The 14,942-nt window shown below is 63.0% G+C and carries 15 protein-coding genes and 1 pseudogene; 4 read left to right on the forward strand and 12 right to left on the reverse strand.

Translation table 11 applies throughout. The annotated features are described in order from the left end of the window. Window positions 1-106: 106 nt before the first annotated feature. The 7 genes from purL to ACHIRB_RS07840 all read right to left on the reverse strand — a co-directional run bounded on the left by purL (window position 107) and on the right by ACHIRB_RS07840 (window position 6,929). On the reverse strand, window positions 107-2,401 hold the full coding sequence (gene purL / locus ACHIRB_RS07810) for a phosphoribosylformylglycinamidine synthase subunit PurL (protein WP_395124662.1): 2,295 nt from the start codon (window positions 2,399-2,401) through the stop codon (window positions 107-109). 184 nt (window positions 2,402-2,585) lie between these two features. Continuing rightward, window positions 2,586-3,170: a hypothetical protein gene (locus ACHIRB_RS07815; RefSeq protein WP_395124661.1), complete on the reverse strand. Its 585-nt coding sequence runs from the start codon at window positions 3,168-3,170 to the stop codon at window positions 2,586-2,588. Beyond that, entirely contained in the window at window positions 3,163-3,696 is a 534-nt protein-coding gene (locus ACHIRB_RS07820) for a hypothetical protein (protein WP_395124660.1), read from the reverse strand. Before ACHIRB_RS07820 ends, ACHIRB_RS07815 begins: the two co-directional genes overlap by 8 nt. Then, window positions 3,693-4,502 (reverse strand): hypothetical protein, encoded by an 810-nt coding sequence (locus tag ACHIRB_RS07825; protein WP_395124659.1) that lies wholly within the window; start codon window positions 4,500-4,502, stop codon window positions 3,693-3,695. Before ACHIRB_RS07825 ends, ACHIRB_RS07820 begins: the two co-directional genes overlap by 4 nt. 72 nt (window positions 4,503-4,574) lie before the next feature. Beyond that, window positions 4,575-4,892: a hypothetical protein gene (locus ACHIRB_RS07830; protein WP_395124658.1), complete on the reverse strand. Its 318-nt coding sequence runs from the start codon at window positions 4,890-4,892 to the stop codon at window positions 4,575-4,577. Beyond that, window positions 4,885-5,526 (reverse strand): hypothetical protein, encoded by a 642-nt coding sequence (locus ACHIRB_RS07835; protein WP_395124657.1) that lies wholly within the window; start codon window positions 5,524-5,526, stop codon window positions 4,885-4,887. Before ACHIRB_RS07835 ends, ACHIRB_RS07830 begins: the two co-directional genes overlap by 8 nt. Window positions 5,527-5,645: 119 nt before the next feature. After that, window positions 5,646-6,929, reverse strand: a complete 1,284-nt coding sequence (locus ACHIRB_RS07840) for a M18 family aminopeptidase (protein WP_395124656.1) — start codon at window positions 6,927-6,929, stop codon at window positions 5,646-5,648. A gap of 115 nt (window positions 6,930-7,044) precedes the next feature. Between ACHIRB_RS07840 and ACHIRB_RS07845 the strand changes: the two genes are divergently transcribed. After that, the gene (locus ACHIRB_RS07845) at window positions 7,045-7,329 is read left to right on the forward strand and encodes a YiaA/YiaB family inner membrane protein (protein ID WP_199705179.1); all 285 of its coding nucleotides are present in this window, start codon (window positions 7,045-7,047) and stop codon (window positions 7,327-7,329) included. On the opposite strand, the gene ACHIRB_RS07850 is transcribed toward ACHIRB_RS07845, so the two are convergent. From ACHIRB_RS07850 to purS, 3 genes are read right to left on the reverse strand one after another with little or no spacing between them, the layout of a single operon-like run. Further along, a complete protein-coding gene (locus tag ACHIRB_RS07850) occupies window positions 7,310-8,527 on the reverse strand; it encodes an MFS transporter (RefSeq protein WP_395124654.1) in 1,218 nt (405 codons plus the stop codon). The genes ACHIRB_RS07845 and ACHIRB_RS07850 overlap by 20 nt on opposite strands. Before the next feature lie 19 nt (window positions 8,528-8,546). After that, window positions 8,547-9,224 carry a phosphoribosylformylglycinamidine synthase subunit PurQ gene (purQ, locus tag ACHIRB_RS07855; protein WP_199705175.1) on the reverse strand — a complete coding sequence of 226 codons (678 nt, stop codon included), beginning with the start codon at window positions 9,222-9,224 and terminating at the stop codon, window positions 8,547-8,549. Next, a complete protein-coding gene (purS, locus tag ACHIRB_RS07860; RefSeq protein ID WP_199705173.1) occupies window positions 9,221-9,457 on the reverse strand; it encodes a phosphoribosylformylglycinamidine synthase subunit PurS in 237 nt (78 codons plus the stop codon). Before purS ends, purQ begins: the two co-directional genes overlap by 4 nt. 114 nt (window positions 9,458-9,571) lie before the next feature. Here purS and ACHIRB_RS07865 point away from each other — a divergent pair, with 114 nt between their 5' ends. Beyond that, on the forward strand, window positions 9,572-10,219 hold the full coding sequence (locus ACHIRB_RS07865) for an MBL fold metallo-hydrolase (protein WP_395112413.1): 648 nt from the start codon (window positions 9,572-9,574) through the stop codon (window positions 10,217-10,219). Window positions 10,220-10,226: 7 nt separating this feature from the next. On the opposite strand, the gene ACHIRB_RS07870 is transcribed toward ACHIRB_RS07865, so the two are convergent. Both ACHIRB_RS07870 and ACHIRB_RS07875 read right to left on the reverse strand, forming a co-directional pair. Beyond that, complete coding sequence (locus ACHIRB_RS07870) at window positions 10,227-10,928, reverse strand: DUF2334 domain-containing protein (RefSeq protein WP_395112411.1); 702 nt, start codon at window positions 10,926-10,928, stop codon at window positions 10,227-10,229. A 136-nt stretch (window positions 10,929-11,064) separates the two neighbouring features. Beyond that, entirely contained in the window at window positions 11,065-12,468 is a 1,404-nt protein-coding gene (locus ACHIRB_RS07875; protein ID WP_395112410.1) for a cation:dicarboxylate symporter family transporter, read from the reverse strand. 172 nt (window positions 12,469-12,640) lie between these two features. On the opposite strand from ACHIRB_RS07875, the pseudogene ACHIRB_RS07880 reads away from it, so the two are divergent. Then, a pseudogene (locus ACHIRB_RS07880) lies at window positions 12,641-14,234 on the forward strand (ATP-binding protein). After that, window positions 14,231-14,935 carry a response regulator gene (locus ACHIRB_RS07885; protein WP_395112409.1) on the forward strand — a complete coding sequence of 235 codons (705 nt, stop codon included), beginning with the start codon at window positions 14,231-14,233 and terminating at the stop codon, window positions 14,933-14,935. Before ACHIRB_RS07880 ends, ACHIRB_RS07885 begins: the two are co-directional and overlap by 4 nt. The last annotated feature ends 7 nt before the right edge of the window (window positions 14,936-14,942 follow it).

Here is a 14,942-nt window from a genome sequence, read left to right on the forward strand (position 1 = left end):
ACGATGGTGCGGCGCTTCGTCGCTCGTGTCATCCGCCGACCCACCCGCGGCTCTCTGCGGGTCCTCACCCACGAGCGCGGATTCGGTCAAGTCGTACTCCCCTGTCTCAGCTGACGTGCGCACCGAAGATCGCGGGAAGCGTCCCTTCGAACGTCGAGCGCAGCTCGTCGAGTGTCACCGAGAATTGATCCTGCACCTCGACCGAGTCGGAGCCTTGATCGACCACACCGATTCGTACCCAAGGCAATTCGCGCGCCGAACACATATTGGTGAACCGCGTCTCCTCGGTACGCGGTACGGCAACGAGTACCCGTCCAGACGATTCGGAGAACAACGCGACAAACGGGTCGGCGCCTTCGGGAAGCAGGATTCGGCAACCGGTCTCGCCCGCCAACGCTGCTTCGACGACCGCCTGGGCAAGCCCACCCTCGGACAAATCGTGTGCGGCGCTGATCATTCCGTCACGCGAACCGGCGAGCAGGACGTCGGCGAGAAGCTGCTCGCGCGCGAAGTCGACCTTCGGCGGAACTCCACCGAGGTGGTCGTGCACAACCTGCGACCAGATCGAGCCACCGAACTCGTCGTGTGTGTCGCCGAGCAGAATCAGCGATTCGCCGGGTTCAAGTCCGAGACCGGTCGGGATGCGACGACGTACATCGTCGATGACGCCGAGCACACCGACGACCGGGGTCGGGAGGATCGGCGTCTGTCCGGTCTGGTTGTAGAAGCTGACGTTGCCGCCGGTTACCGGGATGCCGAGGGTGACGCAACCGTCGGCGAGACCACGGACGGCCTGTTGGAACTGCCACATCACAGCGGGATCTTCCGGCGACCCGAAGTTGAGGCAGTTGGTGACCGCCTTCGGCGTCGCACCTGTCACGGCGACGTTGCGGAACGCCTCGGCAAGTGCGAGCTGTGCACCGACGTACGGGTCGAGCTTGGTGTAGCGGCCCGACGCGTCGGTGGCAAGTGCAATGCCACGACCTGTCGTCTCGTCGATGCGAATCACGCCTGCGTCGGCGTGCTCGGCGAGAACGGTGTTGCCACGCACGTAGCGGTCGTACTGCTCGGTGATCCACCGGCGGCTGCACAACTGCGGGCTGCCGATCATCTGCAGCAGAGTCGCGCGCAGTTCGTCGGGGGTCTGCGGTCGCGTCAAGTGATCAGGCGTTGCGGCGATCAAGGCGTCTTGATCGTCCGGGCGCTGCACCGGGCGTTCGTAGACGGGTCCGTCGTGTGCGACGGTCCGCGGCGGCACGTCGACAACGGTCTCGCCGTGCCAGGTGACAACAAGGTGCTCACCGTCGGTCACTTCGCCGATAACGGTTGCCAGCACATCCCACTTGCGGCACACGGCCATAAACGCGTCGACGTTCTCGGGCGCGACAACGGCGCACATACGCTCCTGTGACTCGCTCGACAGCACCTCGGCAGGCGTCATGCCTGTGGCACGCATCGGAACCTTGTCGAGCTCGATGTGCATGCCGCCGTCGCCTGCCGCGGCGAGCTCGGACGTCGCGCACGACAGGCCGGCTCCGCCGAGGTCTTGAATGCCGATCACGATCTTGGCTTGGTAGAGCTCGAGACAGCACTCGATGAGTACCTTCTCGGTGAACGGGTCGCCGACCTGAACGGCCGGGAGCTTCTTGCGCCCGCCGCCGGTCTCGTCGCCGTCGAACGTTTCCGACGCGAGCACCGACACGCCGCCGATGCCGTCGAGGCCCGTCCTTGCGCCGAACAGAATGATCTTGTTTCCGGCACCCGACGCGAAGGCGAGGTGAAGGTCTTCGGTCCGCATGACACCAGCGCACAAGGCGTTGACCAGCGGGTTGCCCGCGTACGACGGGTCGAACACGGTCTCGCCGCCGACATTGGGCAGGCCGAGCGAGTTGCCGTAACCACCGACGCCACGCACGATCCCGTCGACCACCCGACGCGTATCCGGCGCATCCGCTGCACCGAAGCGCAGTTGATCCATCACCGCGATCGGACGCGCACCCATTGCCATGATGTCGCGGACAATGCCGCCCACGCCGGTAGCTGCACCCTGGTACGGCTCGACGTAGGAGGGATGGTTGTGGCTTTCGACCTTGAACGTCACCGCCCAGCCGTCACCGACGTCGACAACACCAGCGTTCTCACCGATGCCTGCCAGCATCGACGACCGCATCTCGTCGGTAGTCGTCTCGCCGAAGTAGCGCAGGTGCACTTTCGAGGACTTGTAGGAGCAGTGCTCGCTCCACATCACCGAGTACATCGCCAGTTCGGCATCGGTTGGACGCCGGCCGAGGATCTCCTTGATACGCGCGTACTCGTCTTCCTTCAGACCCAGCTCTTTGAAGGGCTGCGGGGTATCGGGATTCGCGGTGGCGGTGGTGACAGTATCGACGTGCGTAGACACGGAGGGTGGGTGTCCTTTCGACCTGAGCGAGCGAAGCGACGTTGGGTGTAGCAGCGACGCAATGCCGGCGATGAGGGGGCGAAGAAAGGCGTCGCCGCGGTGAGAAGCCTGTGTCGAGTCTAGACGGGTACCACGACACCTCATGCTTCGCCAGTACGCGGGCGTGACACCCGCCACCTGTGCACTATTCGCGGAGGTCCTCGGTCAGCTGGATCAGGAGGTCGGCCGCCTCGTCGATGCGTTCGGGTGTGGCGCCGATTTCTGCTTCGGGATAGATCGTGACGTCGACGTCCCACGAGTCACGCACGGTCTGCAACGAGAAGCCCCGATGTCGGTCGATCGTGATCGTCGGAGAGTAACTGCCGAACACCTCGTCCCCGATTGGAGGCCACGTCCGATCCTCGAACGACGGCGGCGAACTGTATACCGACATGCTTCCGATCTGCTCGCTGCCAGCGAAGAACAAGCAGCCGGCCCGTGCGTCGACGCGATCGTTCAAACCTTTGTCGTCGTATTTGCTGACCTCCGCCCTGACCAACGGTAGGTCGTTGGACCGCGCGTCCTCCAAGAACGTGAGCATCGGATTGCACAGGTCGCGAACGATTTTCGACGACCGCGGCGCGGGCACGGACGGGTCGTTCGAACTGGTGACCACCCACACCGTCCAACCGACCAACGCGACCATGATCGCTGCTCCTAGCGCAACGAGCACGACGAGTGCCGCAGGTAATTTTGTAGCCGACCTTCGATAGCCTCCGTCGTTATTCATGCAGGTCCTCGGTCAGCCGAATCAGTAACTCGGCAGCTTCCTCGATTCGCTCACGGGTCATGTCGATTTCTGCCTCGGGATCGATGGTGAACCACGCTTTCCACGGGCCCAATACTGTCTCCAGCTTGACCCCGCCGAAGCGAAGGTCGAGGGTGACCGGCTTGGAACTGCCGAGCACTGTTTCCTCACCTGGCGGGGGGAACACCCGATCCGCCGATTCCGATTCGCTGAGCAGATGCACAGACGCATACGCCTCGTCGCGGTCGTTCATGAAGTAACAAGATCCAACCCTGCCGATCGGTTCGTTGCCATCTGCGGGCGTGGAGATCGTCGTCGGCCCGCGTCCGCGTCCGTCTTTCAAGAAGTTGGAAACCGCGGCGCACAGTTCTTTTTCTGCATGTGGCGACTTGGGTGCTGGGTCGGACCTGTTGATCGATAGAACGGCCCAAGCAGCCCACGCCACAAATACGGAGAAGATCACGGTGACGATCGCGAGGCCTATAAACAGCTGCGACGGTCGCTTCATCGCGGCGTCCTCTCGGACAGACGGATGTCGGTGTTGACGGACCATTCGTTGGAGCCATCTGCAACTGACGCATCATCGTAGGCAGCGCCCGGTGCAACGGCGGGCGGCCATTGATAACCGAGCCCGATGTTCGACCCCACTGCGGATCCGAGTTGGTTGCCGGCGATCAATTCTTCCTGGCCCAATTGTCCGAGTTTGAACACCACGTCGATAACGAGATCCTTGACGCTGTTTACCAGCCTCACAATCTCGTCGGCCTCGAACACTGCGAGTGGACCTTTCCCGACGATGGCAGCAAGACTGGTCGTGACGTTTGTGATGAACGTGGCCAAGCTCTCCGCCACCGTGGAGTAGAACTTCAGGATGTTGCCAGCGAGCGTTTCGAGGGTGCTTGCAATCGACGTCGCCAACGCCGGCACCGCGTTCAATGCCTTTTCCTGCCGCGATGCGGCGTCGAAGTATCGATCGGCGGCGATACCGGACCAGTCGGATCGCAACGACGTGCCGCTCTGAAAGTTGTATGCCTCAGCGGCTTTCGCGCTGATGTCTCGCCACACTGCAGCCTTGTCGATGAAGGTGACCGGCGCGAAGATGCCTTCGGCGATCTCACCGAGCTTCTCTGTTACCTGCGACAGCACTTCGTGAATCTTGTCCCGACGCTCCCACAGCGCATCCGCGATCTCGTTGGCTGCGGCGAGGCCGGCAGCAGCGCCGAAGACGCCGCCGAATGACAGGCCGCCGAGACCACCGCCCCAGCGGATTGCAGAGATAACCTCTTCGAACTTCTCTTGGACATCGTCAGGCATCGTCCGCACAGTCTCTGTCTCTGCGTTTATCGATTCGATCGCAGCTATCAATTGCTCGCGAGTATCCATGACTCACCACATCCTGTTGAGTTCGTGCAACAGCAGCGCCTCTTCGATTGCGTACGCGTTTGCGTTGTCGGAGAGCGTTGCAGCGATCTGGCCCATGACGGCAGTGCCCTCCGCAAGCCGATCACGGAAATACCTGGGCGCCTCGGCGTATTTGTCGAATGCGATCTGAAACAACCCGGCCTGCAGTCGAGTCAGCTCGGTGTCGTCGGTCATTGCGGCGGCCTCGGCAAGTGCGCTCGCGACCTGTCGCCACGCACTCGCGACATGCCGCATCCGTTCGAGTGCGGCGCTGACCTGTTCTCCGCTGGGTGGCTCAGCCATTGATCGGCCTGCTCCGGATCAGTGCGAATCGATGCTCGGAATGCTGAGCGGCCAGTTCTTCGTCGGAGAACGGCGTGTAGTCGCCGCGCACGGCGAACACGGGCTGCTGCTGGCGCAATTGGTCTGCACACCAGAGTATTTCGGATTTGATGTCGCCTGCTCGTGCCGTCTGCGCCCATTCCGACCACACGGTGATCCGCAGTATCGACGTCCTGTCTGCCATGACCGTTACGGCTGGTTCGCACCGGTCGGTGGCGTGGCCGTGCACGGTCACCGACCGGTGGTCGAACATCGCGTCGCTTGCGGCTGCGTACTCGTCCCAGGTTGTGGTCTCCAGCAGCACCATGTGCTGCGTGCGGCGCGGCGGTATAGCACCTCGATGCTCCAGCTTGCCTGCGCTGAGCGAGTCGACGACAAATTGTGCGACGGCCTGGTTGTAGGCCGCGAAGATCTCGCGTCCTATCTCCGCCGCTCCCACGAGTTCGTGCCAGTTGCGGCTGATCTCGACCGCGGTCGGCAGCAAAAAACCGTCGAGTTCGATCCGCACAGCCGACGACCCGATCGGCGCGCTACCGACCTCCGAATCGACCTCGTCGAGATCGTCCCCCCGATACCCGAATTGCAGGTCCGTCATCACTCCCCCTCGTAAACCGTTGTCCTCTACTCAACTTGGACGCGGGAGAACGAGAAACGGTTCCAGGAGGCAGCAAGCTGCTCGTGAGTCCTTTCGGAGGGCCCGACCTCCGAAAGGACTCACGAGGCCGAAGGCCCTAGGAAGGCTGCGAGCGCGTTCGCATAGCCGGCAACGTCGTGGGCACCCATCAGCTCACGAGCCGAGTGCATCGCGAGCTGCGCCGCACCCACGTCGACAGTCGACAGACCTGTGCGCGCTGCGGTGATGGGACCGATCGTCGAACCGCACGGCAGGTCTGCTCGATGTACATAGCGCTGCAACGGAACTCCCGCCTGCTCGCAGGCCAAGGCAAACACTCCGGCCCCGGAAGCGTCTGTCGCATAACGCAAATTCTGGTTCACCTTGAGCACCGGACCGCCGTTGATCGCGATGCGATGGGCAGGTTCGTGCCGATCCGGATAGTTCGGATGCGTCGCGTGCGCCATATCGCCTGAGGCGCAGACGGATTCCGACATCGTCCGCAGAAACTCCTCCCGCCCGCCACCGCCCGCAAGGACGACCCGCTCCAGCACCGTGTTCAACAGATCGGATTGCGCGCCACGGTCGGAGGTACTGCCGACCTCTTCGTGGTCGAACAAGGCCAACACCGGAACGACCGATCCGGGCTCCTGCACCGCGGCGAGCAACGCTTGCGTTCCCGCATAGCAAGTGCCCTGATTGTCGAGTCGCGGCGCGCTGACCAAGTCTGATTCCACACCGATCACGCCACTGGGCGCCAAGTCGTGCGTCATCAATTCCCAACCGAGGACGGCATCCGCATCCTCGCCGACCTCAGCGGCCAAGTACTCGATCAACCCAGGCGACGTGCCGGTTCCCCACACCGCGTTGATGTGGCGCTGCGGATCGGGGTGCACTCCTTTGCGGTCTTCGCTCAGGTGGATCGCGAGTTGCGGCACCCGCAAGACCGGCCTATCGACCCGAACCAGCTTCTGCTGCACAACATTTCCGACGCGAACCGCGAGCCGTCCCGACAGACCGAGGTCCCGATCGAGCCACGAGTTCAGCCACGCTCCGCCATAGGGTTCCAGTCCGACCAACTGCCACCCGGCCGAGGTCAGATCGGGATGTTGTTTGACGCGCAGGTTCGGGCTGTCCGTGTGGCCACCCACGATCCGGAACGGAGCAAGCGGTGCCACACCCTCGGTACTCCATGCAACGAGTGACCCGCCTCGGACGACGAAGTACTTGCCCTCGGCGACTGGCCACGCGGCCGACTCGGCCAACTCCACGAAACCGGCGTCGGTCAACTGGGCAGCGACCGTCTCGCAGACATGGAACGGTGACGGCGACGCGTCGATGAACGTGCACAGTCGGGCTGCGGTCGCGTTAGTTGTCGGCGGCATGCACCGAGATTATGCCTACAGCGGTGCAGCTCGCCCCCTCGCGGCGGAACTACCCAACCTTCTCGAGTAATCGTACTCACGTGTCGATCAGCCCCGATCGGCACAATTCTGAGGCATGACAACCCCAACTGCGAAGTCCCGCAACACCACCGCCTTCTACATCCAGGCAGTCGTCGCGTTCGGCGTCAGCCTCTTCGGCACGCTTGTCGGCGTCTACTACCTGCCGATCGATCCGTGGCAGAAGGGCTTCTTGATCATGACCGCCTTGTTCCTCGTGACCAGCTGCTTCACGTTGGCGAAGGTCGTCCGCGATCAGCAGGAGGAGGCGATGCTGCGCGAGGCCCGCATGGAACGGTTGATCACCGAACACGATGCGCCGTTCAAGATGTCGAAGAACTGACACGTCGCAGCGCGAGAGCCGTCACCACGGTCACCAGCAGCCCACCGACGCCAGCGACCACGAAAGTCGTTCGAGCGTCGGTCAACTCGAGCAGGATGCCTCCGAAAAGATACGAAAGTCCTGCCGCGACGCCGACCAAACCGTAGAGCGTGCCGAACACCCGGCCAAGTACCTCGCGGGGCACTGTTCGCTGTAAGTGGGTGTTGATTGCGACATCCAAGGCCGTCAGCCCGAGCCCTCGAACGATCTGAATCAGCAACGCCGTGATCACGACACCGGCGAGTCCGGTTGCGAGATTGCCGAGGCTACTGATGCCGAACCCCACGATCAATAGAGCGACCGTGGGGAAGCGGGATGCGTAGCGCGCCAGCAGCGGATAGCCGATCGCCAGTCCTATGCCGACACCCGCGTACAGCGCTGCAGCCTCCGAATCACTGCCGTGCAGTGAGTCTTTCGCGAGAAACACCAAGGCCACATCGTCGACGCCGTTGAATGCGACGATCGCGAAGAAGCCGACGGCGATCACCCGGATCGCCGGTGCCGACCAGAGGAAGCCGACCCCCGCCCGCGTCGATGTGAATAGTCCTTGCTCGATATCTACGTGAGCGGACGGTAGTTTCGGGAGTGCAACAAGAACGACTGCAGCGATCAGATAACTAGTGGCGGTGATCAGCAGTAGTTCGCGAACATCGAGCAGCCCGAAAAGTGCTGCAGCGACAAGTGGTCCGGCTGCTTCGAGTCCGTAGGTTCCTGCGCCGAGTGTCGAATTCGCCGACTCGACGTCTCGATCGTCGACGAGACCGGGGACGGCACTGCGAGATGCTGGCAGATAGATCTGTGCGGCAAAACCTCGAATTGCGACGAGCAGAAGCAAAATTGGCAGTGCCGGCAGCCAGATGGCAATGACCGCGGTCAGCAACGCCTGCGCGACCTCACATCCGATCATTACGCGACGCAGATCGAACCTATCGGCGATTGCACCCGCCAGCGGCCCGAACAGACCTGGCACGAAGTCGCATGCGACAAGCAGCATTGCTGCCGCGATCGCTGCGCGCGATGTGCCCTCCAGGTGCACGAGCAGCGCAACCAGACCGAGCGATTCACCGAGATACGACGTCGCGCGTGACGACCACAGCAAACGGAACGACGCGTTCCGTCGAAGCAACGAGCCGCGGGCGGGCGGCGTCGACTCAGTCAATCCGCGACACGACCATCTGTTATGCGGACACCAGCGAGTCGAGCACCGAAAGGAACAACCCGAGCCCGTCGTCGCTCGGTCCGGTCAATGCTTCGGTTGCATGTTCCGGGTGCGGCATCAGTCCGACGATCCGACCGTTCGCCGAGGCGATACCGGCGATTCCGCGCTGCGAGCCGTTCGGGTTGTCGCCCGAGTACCGGAATACGACGCGACCTTCGCCCTCCAACTCGTCCAGCACCTGCTCGGATGCCTGGAAGCGGCCTTCGCCCGACTTGAGTGGCACCAGGATCTCGGCACCGACCTCGTACCGCGACGACCAGGCCGTCGAGTTCGAGTCGACGCGCAGCCATTGGTCACGGCAGATGAAGTGCAGACCTTCGTTGCGGGTCAATGCGCCTGGCAGCAATCCGGCTTCGCAGAGCACCTGGAAGCCGTTGCAGATTCCCAACACCGGCAGGCCCGTGCCTGCCGCCCGGATCACTTCGCCCATCACCGGGGCGAAGCGTGCAATTGCTCCCGCGCGGAGGTAGTCACCGTAGGAGAAGCCACCCGGCACGACAACTGCGTCGACACCCTTGAGGTCGGCGTCCGCGTGCCACAGTGCGACGGGTTCGGCACCGGCGAGCGTGACAGCGCGTGCTGCATCGACGTCGTCCAGGGTTCCCGGAAATGTGATGACACCGATCTTGGCGGTCATGGCAGACGTGTCACTTTCCAGTCCTCGATCACCGTGTTGCACAGCAGTGATTCGGCGATCTTCTCCAACTCGGTGTCGTCGACATTGTCGTCGACTTCGAGTTCGAAACGTTTGCCCTGACGCACGTCGGACACACCATCGAATCCGAGGCGTGGCAGTGCGCCGACTATGGCCTGCCCCTGCGGATCCAGGATCTCAGCCTTCGGCATGACATCGACCACGACTCGGGCCACGTGAAACTCCTCGCTCGATATTGCGGTTCTTCGGCGCTGGAGAACCTTGAAAGGTTCGACGACCATGGAGTTTACCGGTCCACCACAGCGACGATCCGGCGCATACTCGTACGTATGCGAATGAGTCACTTCAGGCACTCCTGCATCCTCGTCGAGGACAACGACACGAAGATCCTCTTCGACCCCGGATCGTTCTCTCACGGTTTCGAAGGCATCGACGGCCTCGACGCCATCCTCATCACCCACCAGCACGCCGATCACGCCGACACCGATCGACTGCCCGCGCTTGTCGAGGCGAATCCCGGCGCCAAGTTGTACGCCGATCCGCAGACCGCGGCGAAACTCGGTCCGGCGTGGACAGCCGTGCGTGCGGGAGACGTCTTCGACATCGGCGGCATCCAAGTCACGGGGGCGGGCGGAACTCACGCCGTCATCCATCCGGACATCCCGTTGGTCGACAACATCGCGTATCTGCTCGGCACGAAGGACGAACCCGGCAGGTTGCTGCATCCAGGGGATTCACTGTTCGTCCCGAACGTCGCAGTCGACATCCTCGCGCTCCCCGCTGCGGCTCCGTGGATGAAGCTCAGCGAGACGATCGACTACCTCCGTGCTGTCGCACCACGTTTCGCGTTTCCGATCCACCAGGAGGTCGTCTCCGACGCCGGCCGCGGCATCTACTACGCGCGGCTGAAGGAAATGGCCTCCGAGGGCACGGAATTCCGGGTACTACCGGAAGAGGAAGCACTGCAATTGCGCTGATGTCAGGTCAGGCAGCGCGGGACTGCGGCTCCGACATCGACCGGTAGACCTCGGAATTCGCGCCGTGGTACAACCCGAGATCGACCGCGTCCAGCAATGCTTGGCGCGGTCCCGATCGCCCGAGCTGCTTCGCCGAGATCGCAAGCCGGAGTGTGCCTTCCTTTCGCGCAATCCGGCCGGCACCCATGACCAACGCTCGGCACCACCACGGCTCCGCTCGAAACCCCTCACCGATTCCGAGAACCCGCGCGCGCACGGAGTCGCCGCGGTCCAGGTCGTGGATCGCACTCAGACCGGCAGCGACGCGGAAACCCGCACCGGGTAGCGCTGCCATCGCTCCGTCCGATGCGGACCACTGTGGTGCAGCGAAAATCCTTGTCCGCAAACCGGTTTCTTCGAGGACACGGTCAGCGGCGATGAGCCGTAGCCGAGCCTCGTGCGCGGGCAGTGCCGCGAACTCCGCTCGACGGCGCTTCGTCGCTGCCTGGTCGTAGCCGTGCAACACGATGGCGTCGCCACCATCACGCCTGGCGCGCAACCAGTCCTGCGTGTGCTCGTCACGCACGAGCCTGTACTTGTCGGGCAGCCGCGGCGCGACCAGGAGGGAAAGCCGAACACCGCGACCATCCATCGCATCGGCGAAGTCGGTCGCGGCGGAAAGGGTTTCGGTCCTGATACCGGAGATCGAAACGATCAGTTCACCGCTCATGGGTTTCACTGTCGCAGCCGAAGGTGTACAGGTCGTTCCCCGAGAATGAACTCGGCCCTACAAACTGGCCGTACACACGAGTGAGTCCTTCCGGAGGACTGGACACCCCGGAAGGACTCACGTGTAGCGCGGGACCCTATACCAGCGCTTTCTCTTTCGCTGGTCCCTCGTTCGAGGGCCTCGCGTCATCCTCGGGGGTCGGACCGTGGTCGTCGACCATGGTCTCCTCGTCGAATGGATCGTTGCCAGCGAAGACTTCCTTGACCTTGTCGTTGTCGATCGTCTTCGTCCAGGTGCCGACCAACATCGTGGCGACTGCGTTGCCCGAGAAGTTGGTCACTGCACGAGCTTCCGACATGAACCGGTCGATTCCGACGATCAGGCCGACACCGTCGAGGAGTTCCGGACGGTGGCTCTGCAGTCCGCCTGCGAGTGTCGCAAGGCCTGCACCGCTGACGCCGGCGGCGCCCTTGGAGGCGATGATCATAAAGGCGAGCAACCCGAGCTGCTCAGACAGTGCAAGCGGCTGTCCCATGGCGTCGGCGATGAAGATCGACGCCATCGTGAGGTAGATCGCGGTGCCGTCGAGGTTGAACGAATATCCGGTCGGGACAACAACTCCGACGGTGGTGCGCTCCACGCCGAGGTGCTCCATCTTGGCGATCAAGCGGGGCAGCGCAGACTCCGACGACGAAGTGGCGACGATGAGCAGGTACTCCCTCGCCAAGTAGCGAACCAGGCGGAAGATCGAGAAGCCGGACACGAACTTCAGGATGAGGCCGAGGATGCCGAAGACGAAGATTGCACAGGTGATGTAGAACGCCAGCATCAAGGTGCCGAGTTGGACGACCGCGTCGAGTCCGGTTTGGCCGACGACGTTCGCAATGGCACCGAAGGCGCCGATCGGTGCGAGCCACAGGATCATCGCAAGGATGCGGAAGACCAGCTTCTGCAGATGGCCGACGCCACGGACGATCGGCTCGCCTGCCTTACCCATCGCCTGCAGACCGAAGCCGACGAGGAGGGCAACGAAGAGGGTTTGCAGCACACTGCCTGCCGTGAGCGAGGACAGCAGCGACGTCGGAATGATGCTCTGGAAGAAGTCCATCGTTCCGCCCGCGCCGTGCGCTGTCTCGGCGTAGTCGGCGCCGGCCCCTGCATTTTCGGGGATGTCGAGACCGCTGCCCGGCTGCAGGAGGTTGCCGACCAGAAGGCCGATTCCAAGTGCGGCGGTCGACATGGCGATGAAGTAGGCGAGTGCAAGGCCACCGACCTTGCCGACGCTTGCCGCGGCCTTCACCGATCCGATGCCGAGCACGATCGTGCAGAAGATCACCGGGCTGATAATCATTTTGATCAGGCTGATGAACATCGTGCCGAGCACGCCGAAGGATTTGCCGGTGTCGGGCGCTAGCCAGCCGACCAGGATGCCCGCGAACACGGCGACGATGACCGCCATGTAGAGCCAGTGGGTCTTGTCCCTCTTCTTGGGCTTCTCAGTTACTGGGTTGTCATCAGGGCGAATATTGCGAGTAGTCATCTGGTGTCCACTCCCGTGTCGGGTGGTGAAGTGAGGTGAATCACTTCGCCTCAGTAAGAATGTTGGCCTGCGGACGTGATGTGAGTCACGATTGCGTTCATTACGTTCACAAAGGCTCGGTTACTCGAACCGGAACCAGCGTGTCGAAGGAGGCCGAGTGACCCGAGGACGTGTGACGGCGGGGCGCGTTTCGCTCGCGCGACAGGTCCTCGTCCTGCAGCTTTTGGTCCTGACGATCGTCATCGCCGCAGGTACCGTCCTTGCGATCGTCGACGCCCGGCGTGACAGCGACTCGGCAACGAGGGAAGAGGTCGTCGGGATCGCCGTGAGCTTGGCGCAGGCACGCTCGACCGCGGACGCGTTGCGTTCACCGGACCCGACCGCGATATTGCAACCGGAGACCGAACGCATCCGACTCGCGACGGGAATGGACTTCATCGTCGTCATGGCGCCGGATGGCACGCGCTACACGCACGCGAACCCCGAGCTGATCGGCCAACTCTTCTCCGGCAACATCGACCAGGCACTCGCGGGTGAAACCTTCACCGAGACGTACGCGGGTTCGCTCGGTCCATCCATTCGGTCCGTCACGCCCGTGTACGACGATGCAGGCACTGTCGTCGGATTGGTGTCGGCGGGCGTGACGCGGGCGCGTATCGGCGGGCGTGACGCGGGCGCGTATCGGCGAGCAGGTGACGCGTGGCCTGCCGATCATTCTCGGCATCACGGCAGCCGGCCTCGCGATGGCCGTTGTCAGTTCGTGGTTGCTGAGTCGCCGGCTGCGACGCCAAACGCACGGTATGGCGCCGGACGAACTTCGCACCATGTACGAGCACAACGACGCCGTACTGCATTCGATTCACGAGGGCCTTGTTGTGTTCGGCGTCGACTCGCCCGATGTCGCCGACGTCGTCAACGACGAGGCACGACGGTTGCTCGACCTGCCCGCCGGTCCGGTGCACCGCACCGACCTGCCCGAATCCATGCGGGACCTGTCACCATTGTCGGTGCACGACGAGATGCACGTGACGACCAACCGAGTGCTCGTCGTCAACACCGACCCGGTCGAATTCGACGGCCGAGTCGTCGCGACTGTGTTGACAATCCGCGATCACACCGAATTACAAAGTGTCATGGGCGAATTGGACTCGGTCCGCGGGTTCGCCGAATCGTTGCGATCCCAGGCCCACGAGTCGGCCAATCGGTTACATACCGTCATCACCATGGTCGAACTCGGCCGCTACGACGATGCCGTTCAGTTCGCCACGTCGGAACTTGCACTGTCGCAACACCTCATCGACCGGTTGATGGGGTCGGTACACGAACCTGCACTGGCGGCACTGTTGCTCGGCAAGATCGGCCAGGCCGCCGAACGCGGAGTCGAATTGTCGGTCAGCGAGGAGACGGCCTTGGCGTCGTCTGCTCCCCTATCGACCACCGAGGCGGTCACCTTGATCGGCAACCTGACCGACAACGCGATCGACGCCGCCCTCTCCTCCGCCGATGCCTGGGTCGAAGTGACTGTCCACGAGGTAGATTCGCAACTCGTGGTCAGAGTCGCCGACAATGGTCCGGGCCTGAGCACCGAACAGTTCGCCAAGGCGACCGGTCGCGGATATTCGACCAAGGACGATCACCGAGGGTTGGGGCTTGCCCTGGTCAGCCAGTTGGTCGTTCGGCACGGCGGCACGATAGTTGCCGAGCAGGAGCCCGAAGCAGCTGTCGTGGTGTCGATTCCACGCGCCGGAACACGAGGCCGACGATGATTCGAGTGCTCATCGTCGAAGACGAAATCTTGATCGCCGAAGCACACCGAACGTACGTGGATCGCGTCGCCGGATTCGAGGTCGCCGGCGTCGCCCACACGGGTCGCGATGCGATGCGCGCAGCAGCCTCAGCCGCGGCGGCAGGTACCCCGATCGATCTGGTGCTTATGGACATCGGTCTTCCTGACATCAGTGGACTCGATGTTGCTGCAGCACTTACCAGTACCCGGCCGAGCCCCGATGTCATTGCAATAACGTCCGCGCGCGACCTCGCGATGGTGCGGTCGGCGGTCGCGCACGGAGTTGTGCTCTATCTGCTCAAGCCGTTCACGTTCTCCGCGTTCCGAGACAAACTCGATCGCTACGTCGAGTATCGAAAAGCGTTGACAGCGGGCGAATCCGCTGTCAGTCAACGCGACATCGACCGTGCGATGGGCGTCTTGCGATCGCCGGAAGAGCGCTCGGCATCACCTAAAGGTGTTGCACCACAGACCCTGGACGAAATCGCCCGAGCGGTACGGGATTCGACGGACGGACTCGGTGCGGCTGAGGTCGGGGCGGCGGTCGGGGTATCGAGAGTGACCGCGTGGCGGTACCTCGAAAAGCTCGCCGACGACAGCATCGTCGAGAGGCAGACCGAATACGGTCGGGCAGGTCGTCCGCAGGTTCGATATATCTGGAAGGCCGCAAGCGGCTCGTGAGTCTTTT

Source organism: Antrihabitans spumae (assembly GCF_043944905.1).
GTDB lineage: Bacteria > Actinomycetota > Actinomycetes > Mycobacteriales > Mycobacteriaceae > Antrihabitans > Antrihabitans spumae.

Excerpts from the sequence above, each read along its gene's own strand:
- ACHIRB_RS07820 (WP_395124660.1), bottom strand. The coding sequence starts at position 3,696 with ATGAAGCGACCGTCGCAGCTGTTTATAGGCCTCGCGATCGTCACCGTG.
- ACHIRB_RS07885 (WP_395112409.1), top strand. The coding sequence starts at position 14,231 with ATGATTCGAGTGCTCATCGTCGAAGACGAAATCTTGATCGCCGAAGCA.
- ACHIRB_RS07825 (WP_395124659.1), bottom strand. The coding sequence starts at position 4,502 with ATGCCTGACGATGTCCAAGAGAAGTTCGAAGAGGTTATCTCTGCAATC.
- ACHIRB_RS07840 (WP_395124656.1), bottom strand. The coding sequence starts at position 6,929 with ATGCCGCCGACAACTAACGCGACCGCAGCCCGACTGTGCACGTTCATC.
- ACHIRB_RS07815 (WP_395124661.1), bottom strand. The coding sequence starts at position 3,170 with ATGAATAACGACGGAGGCTATCGAAGGTCGGCTACAAAATTACCTGCG.
- purQ (WP_199705175.1), bottom strand. The coding sequence starts at position 9,224 with ATGACCGCCAAGATCGGTGTCATCACATTTCCGGGAACCCTGGACGAC.
- ACHIRB_RS07845 (WP_199705179.1), top strand. The coding sequence starts at position 7,045 with ATGACAACCCCAACTGCGAAGTCCCGCAACACCACCGCCTTCTACATC.
- ACHIRB_RS07875 (WP_395112410.1), bottom strand. The coding sequence starts at position 12,468 with ATGACTACTCGCAATATTCGCCCTGATGACAACCCAGTAACTGAGAAG.
- ACHIRB_RS07865 (WP_395112413.1), top strand. The coding sequence starts at position 9,572 with ATGCGAATGAGTCACTTCAGGCACTCCTGCATCCTCGTCGAGGACAAC.
- ACHIRB_RS07830 (WP_395124658.1), bottom strand. The coding sequence starts at position 4,892 with ATGGCTGAGCCACCCAGCGGAGAACAGGTCAGCGCCGCACTCGAACGG.
- ACHIRB_RS07870 (WP_395112411.1), bottom strand. The coding sequence starts at position 10,928 with ATGAGCGGTGAACTGATCGTTTCGATCTCCGGTATCAGGACCGAAACC.
- ACHIRB_RS07835 (WP_395124657.1), bottom strand. The coding sequence starts at position 5,526 with ATGACGGACCTGCAATTCGGGTATCGGGGGGACGATCTCGACGAGGTC.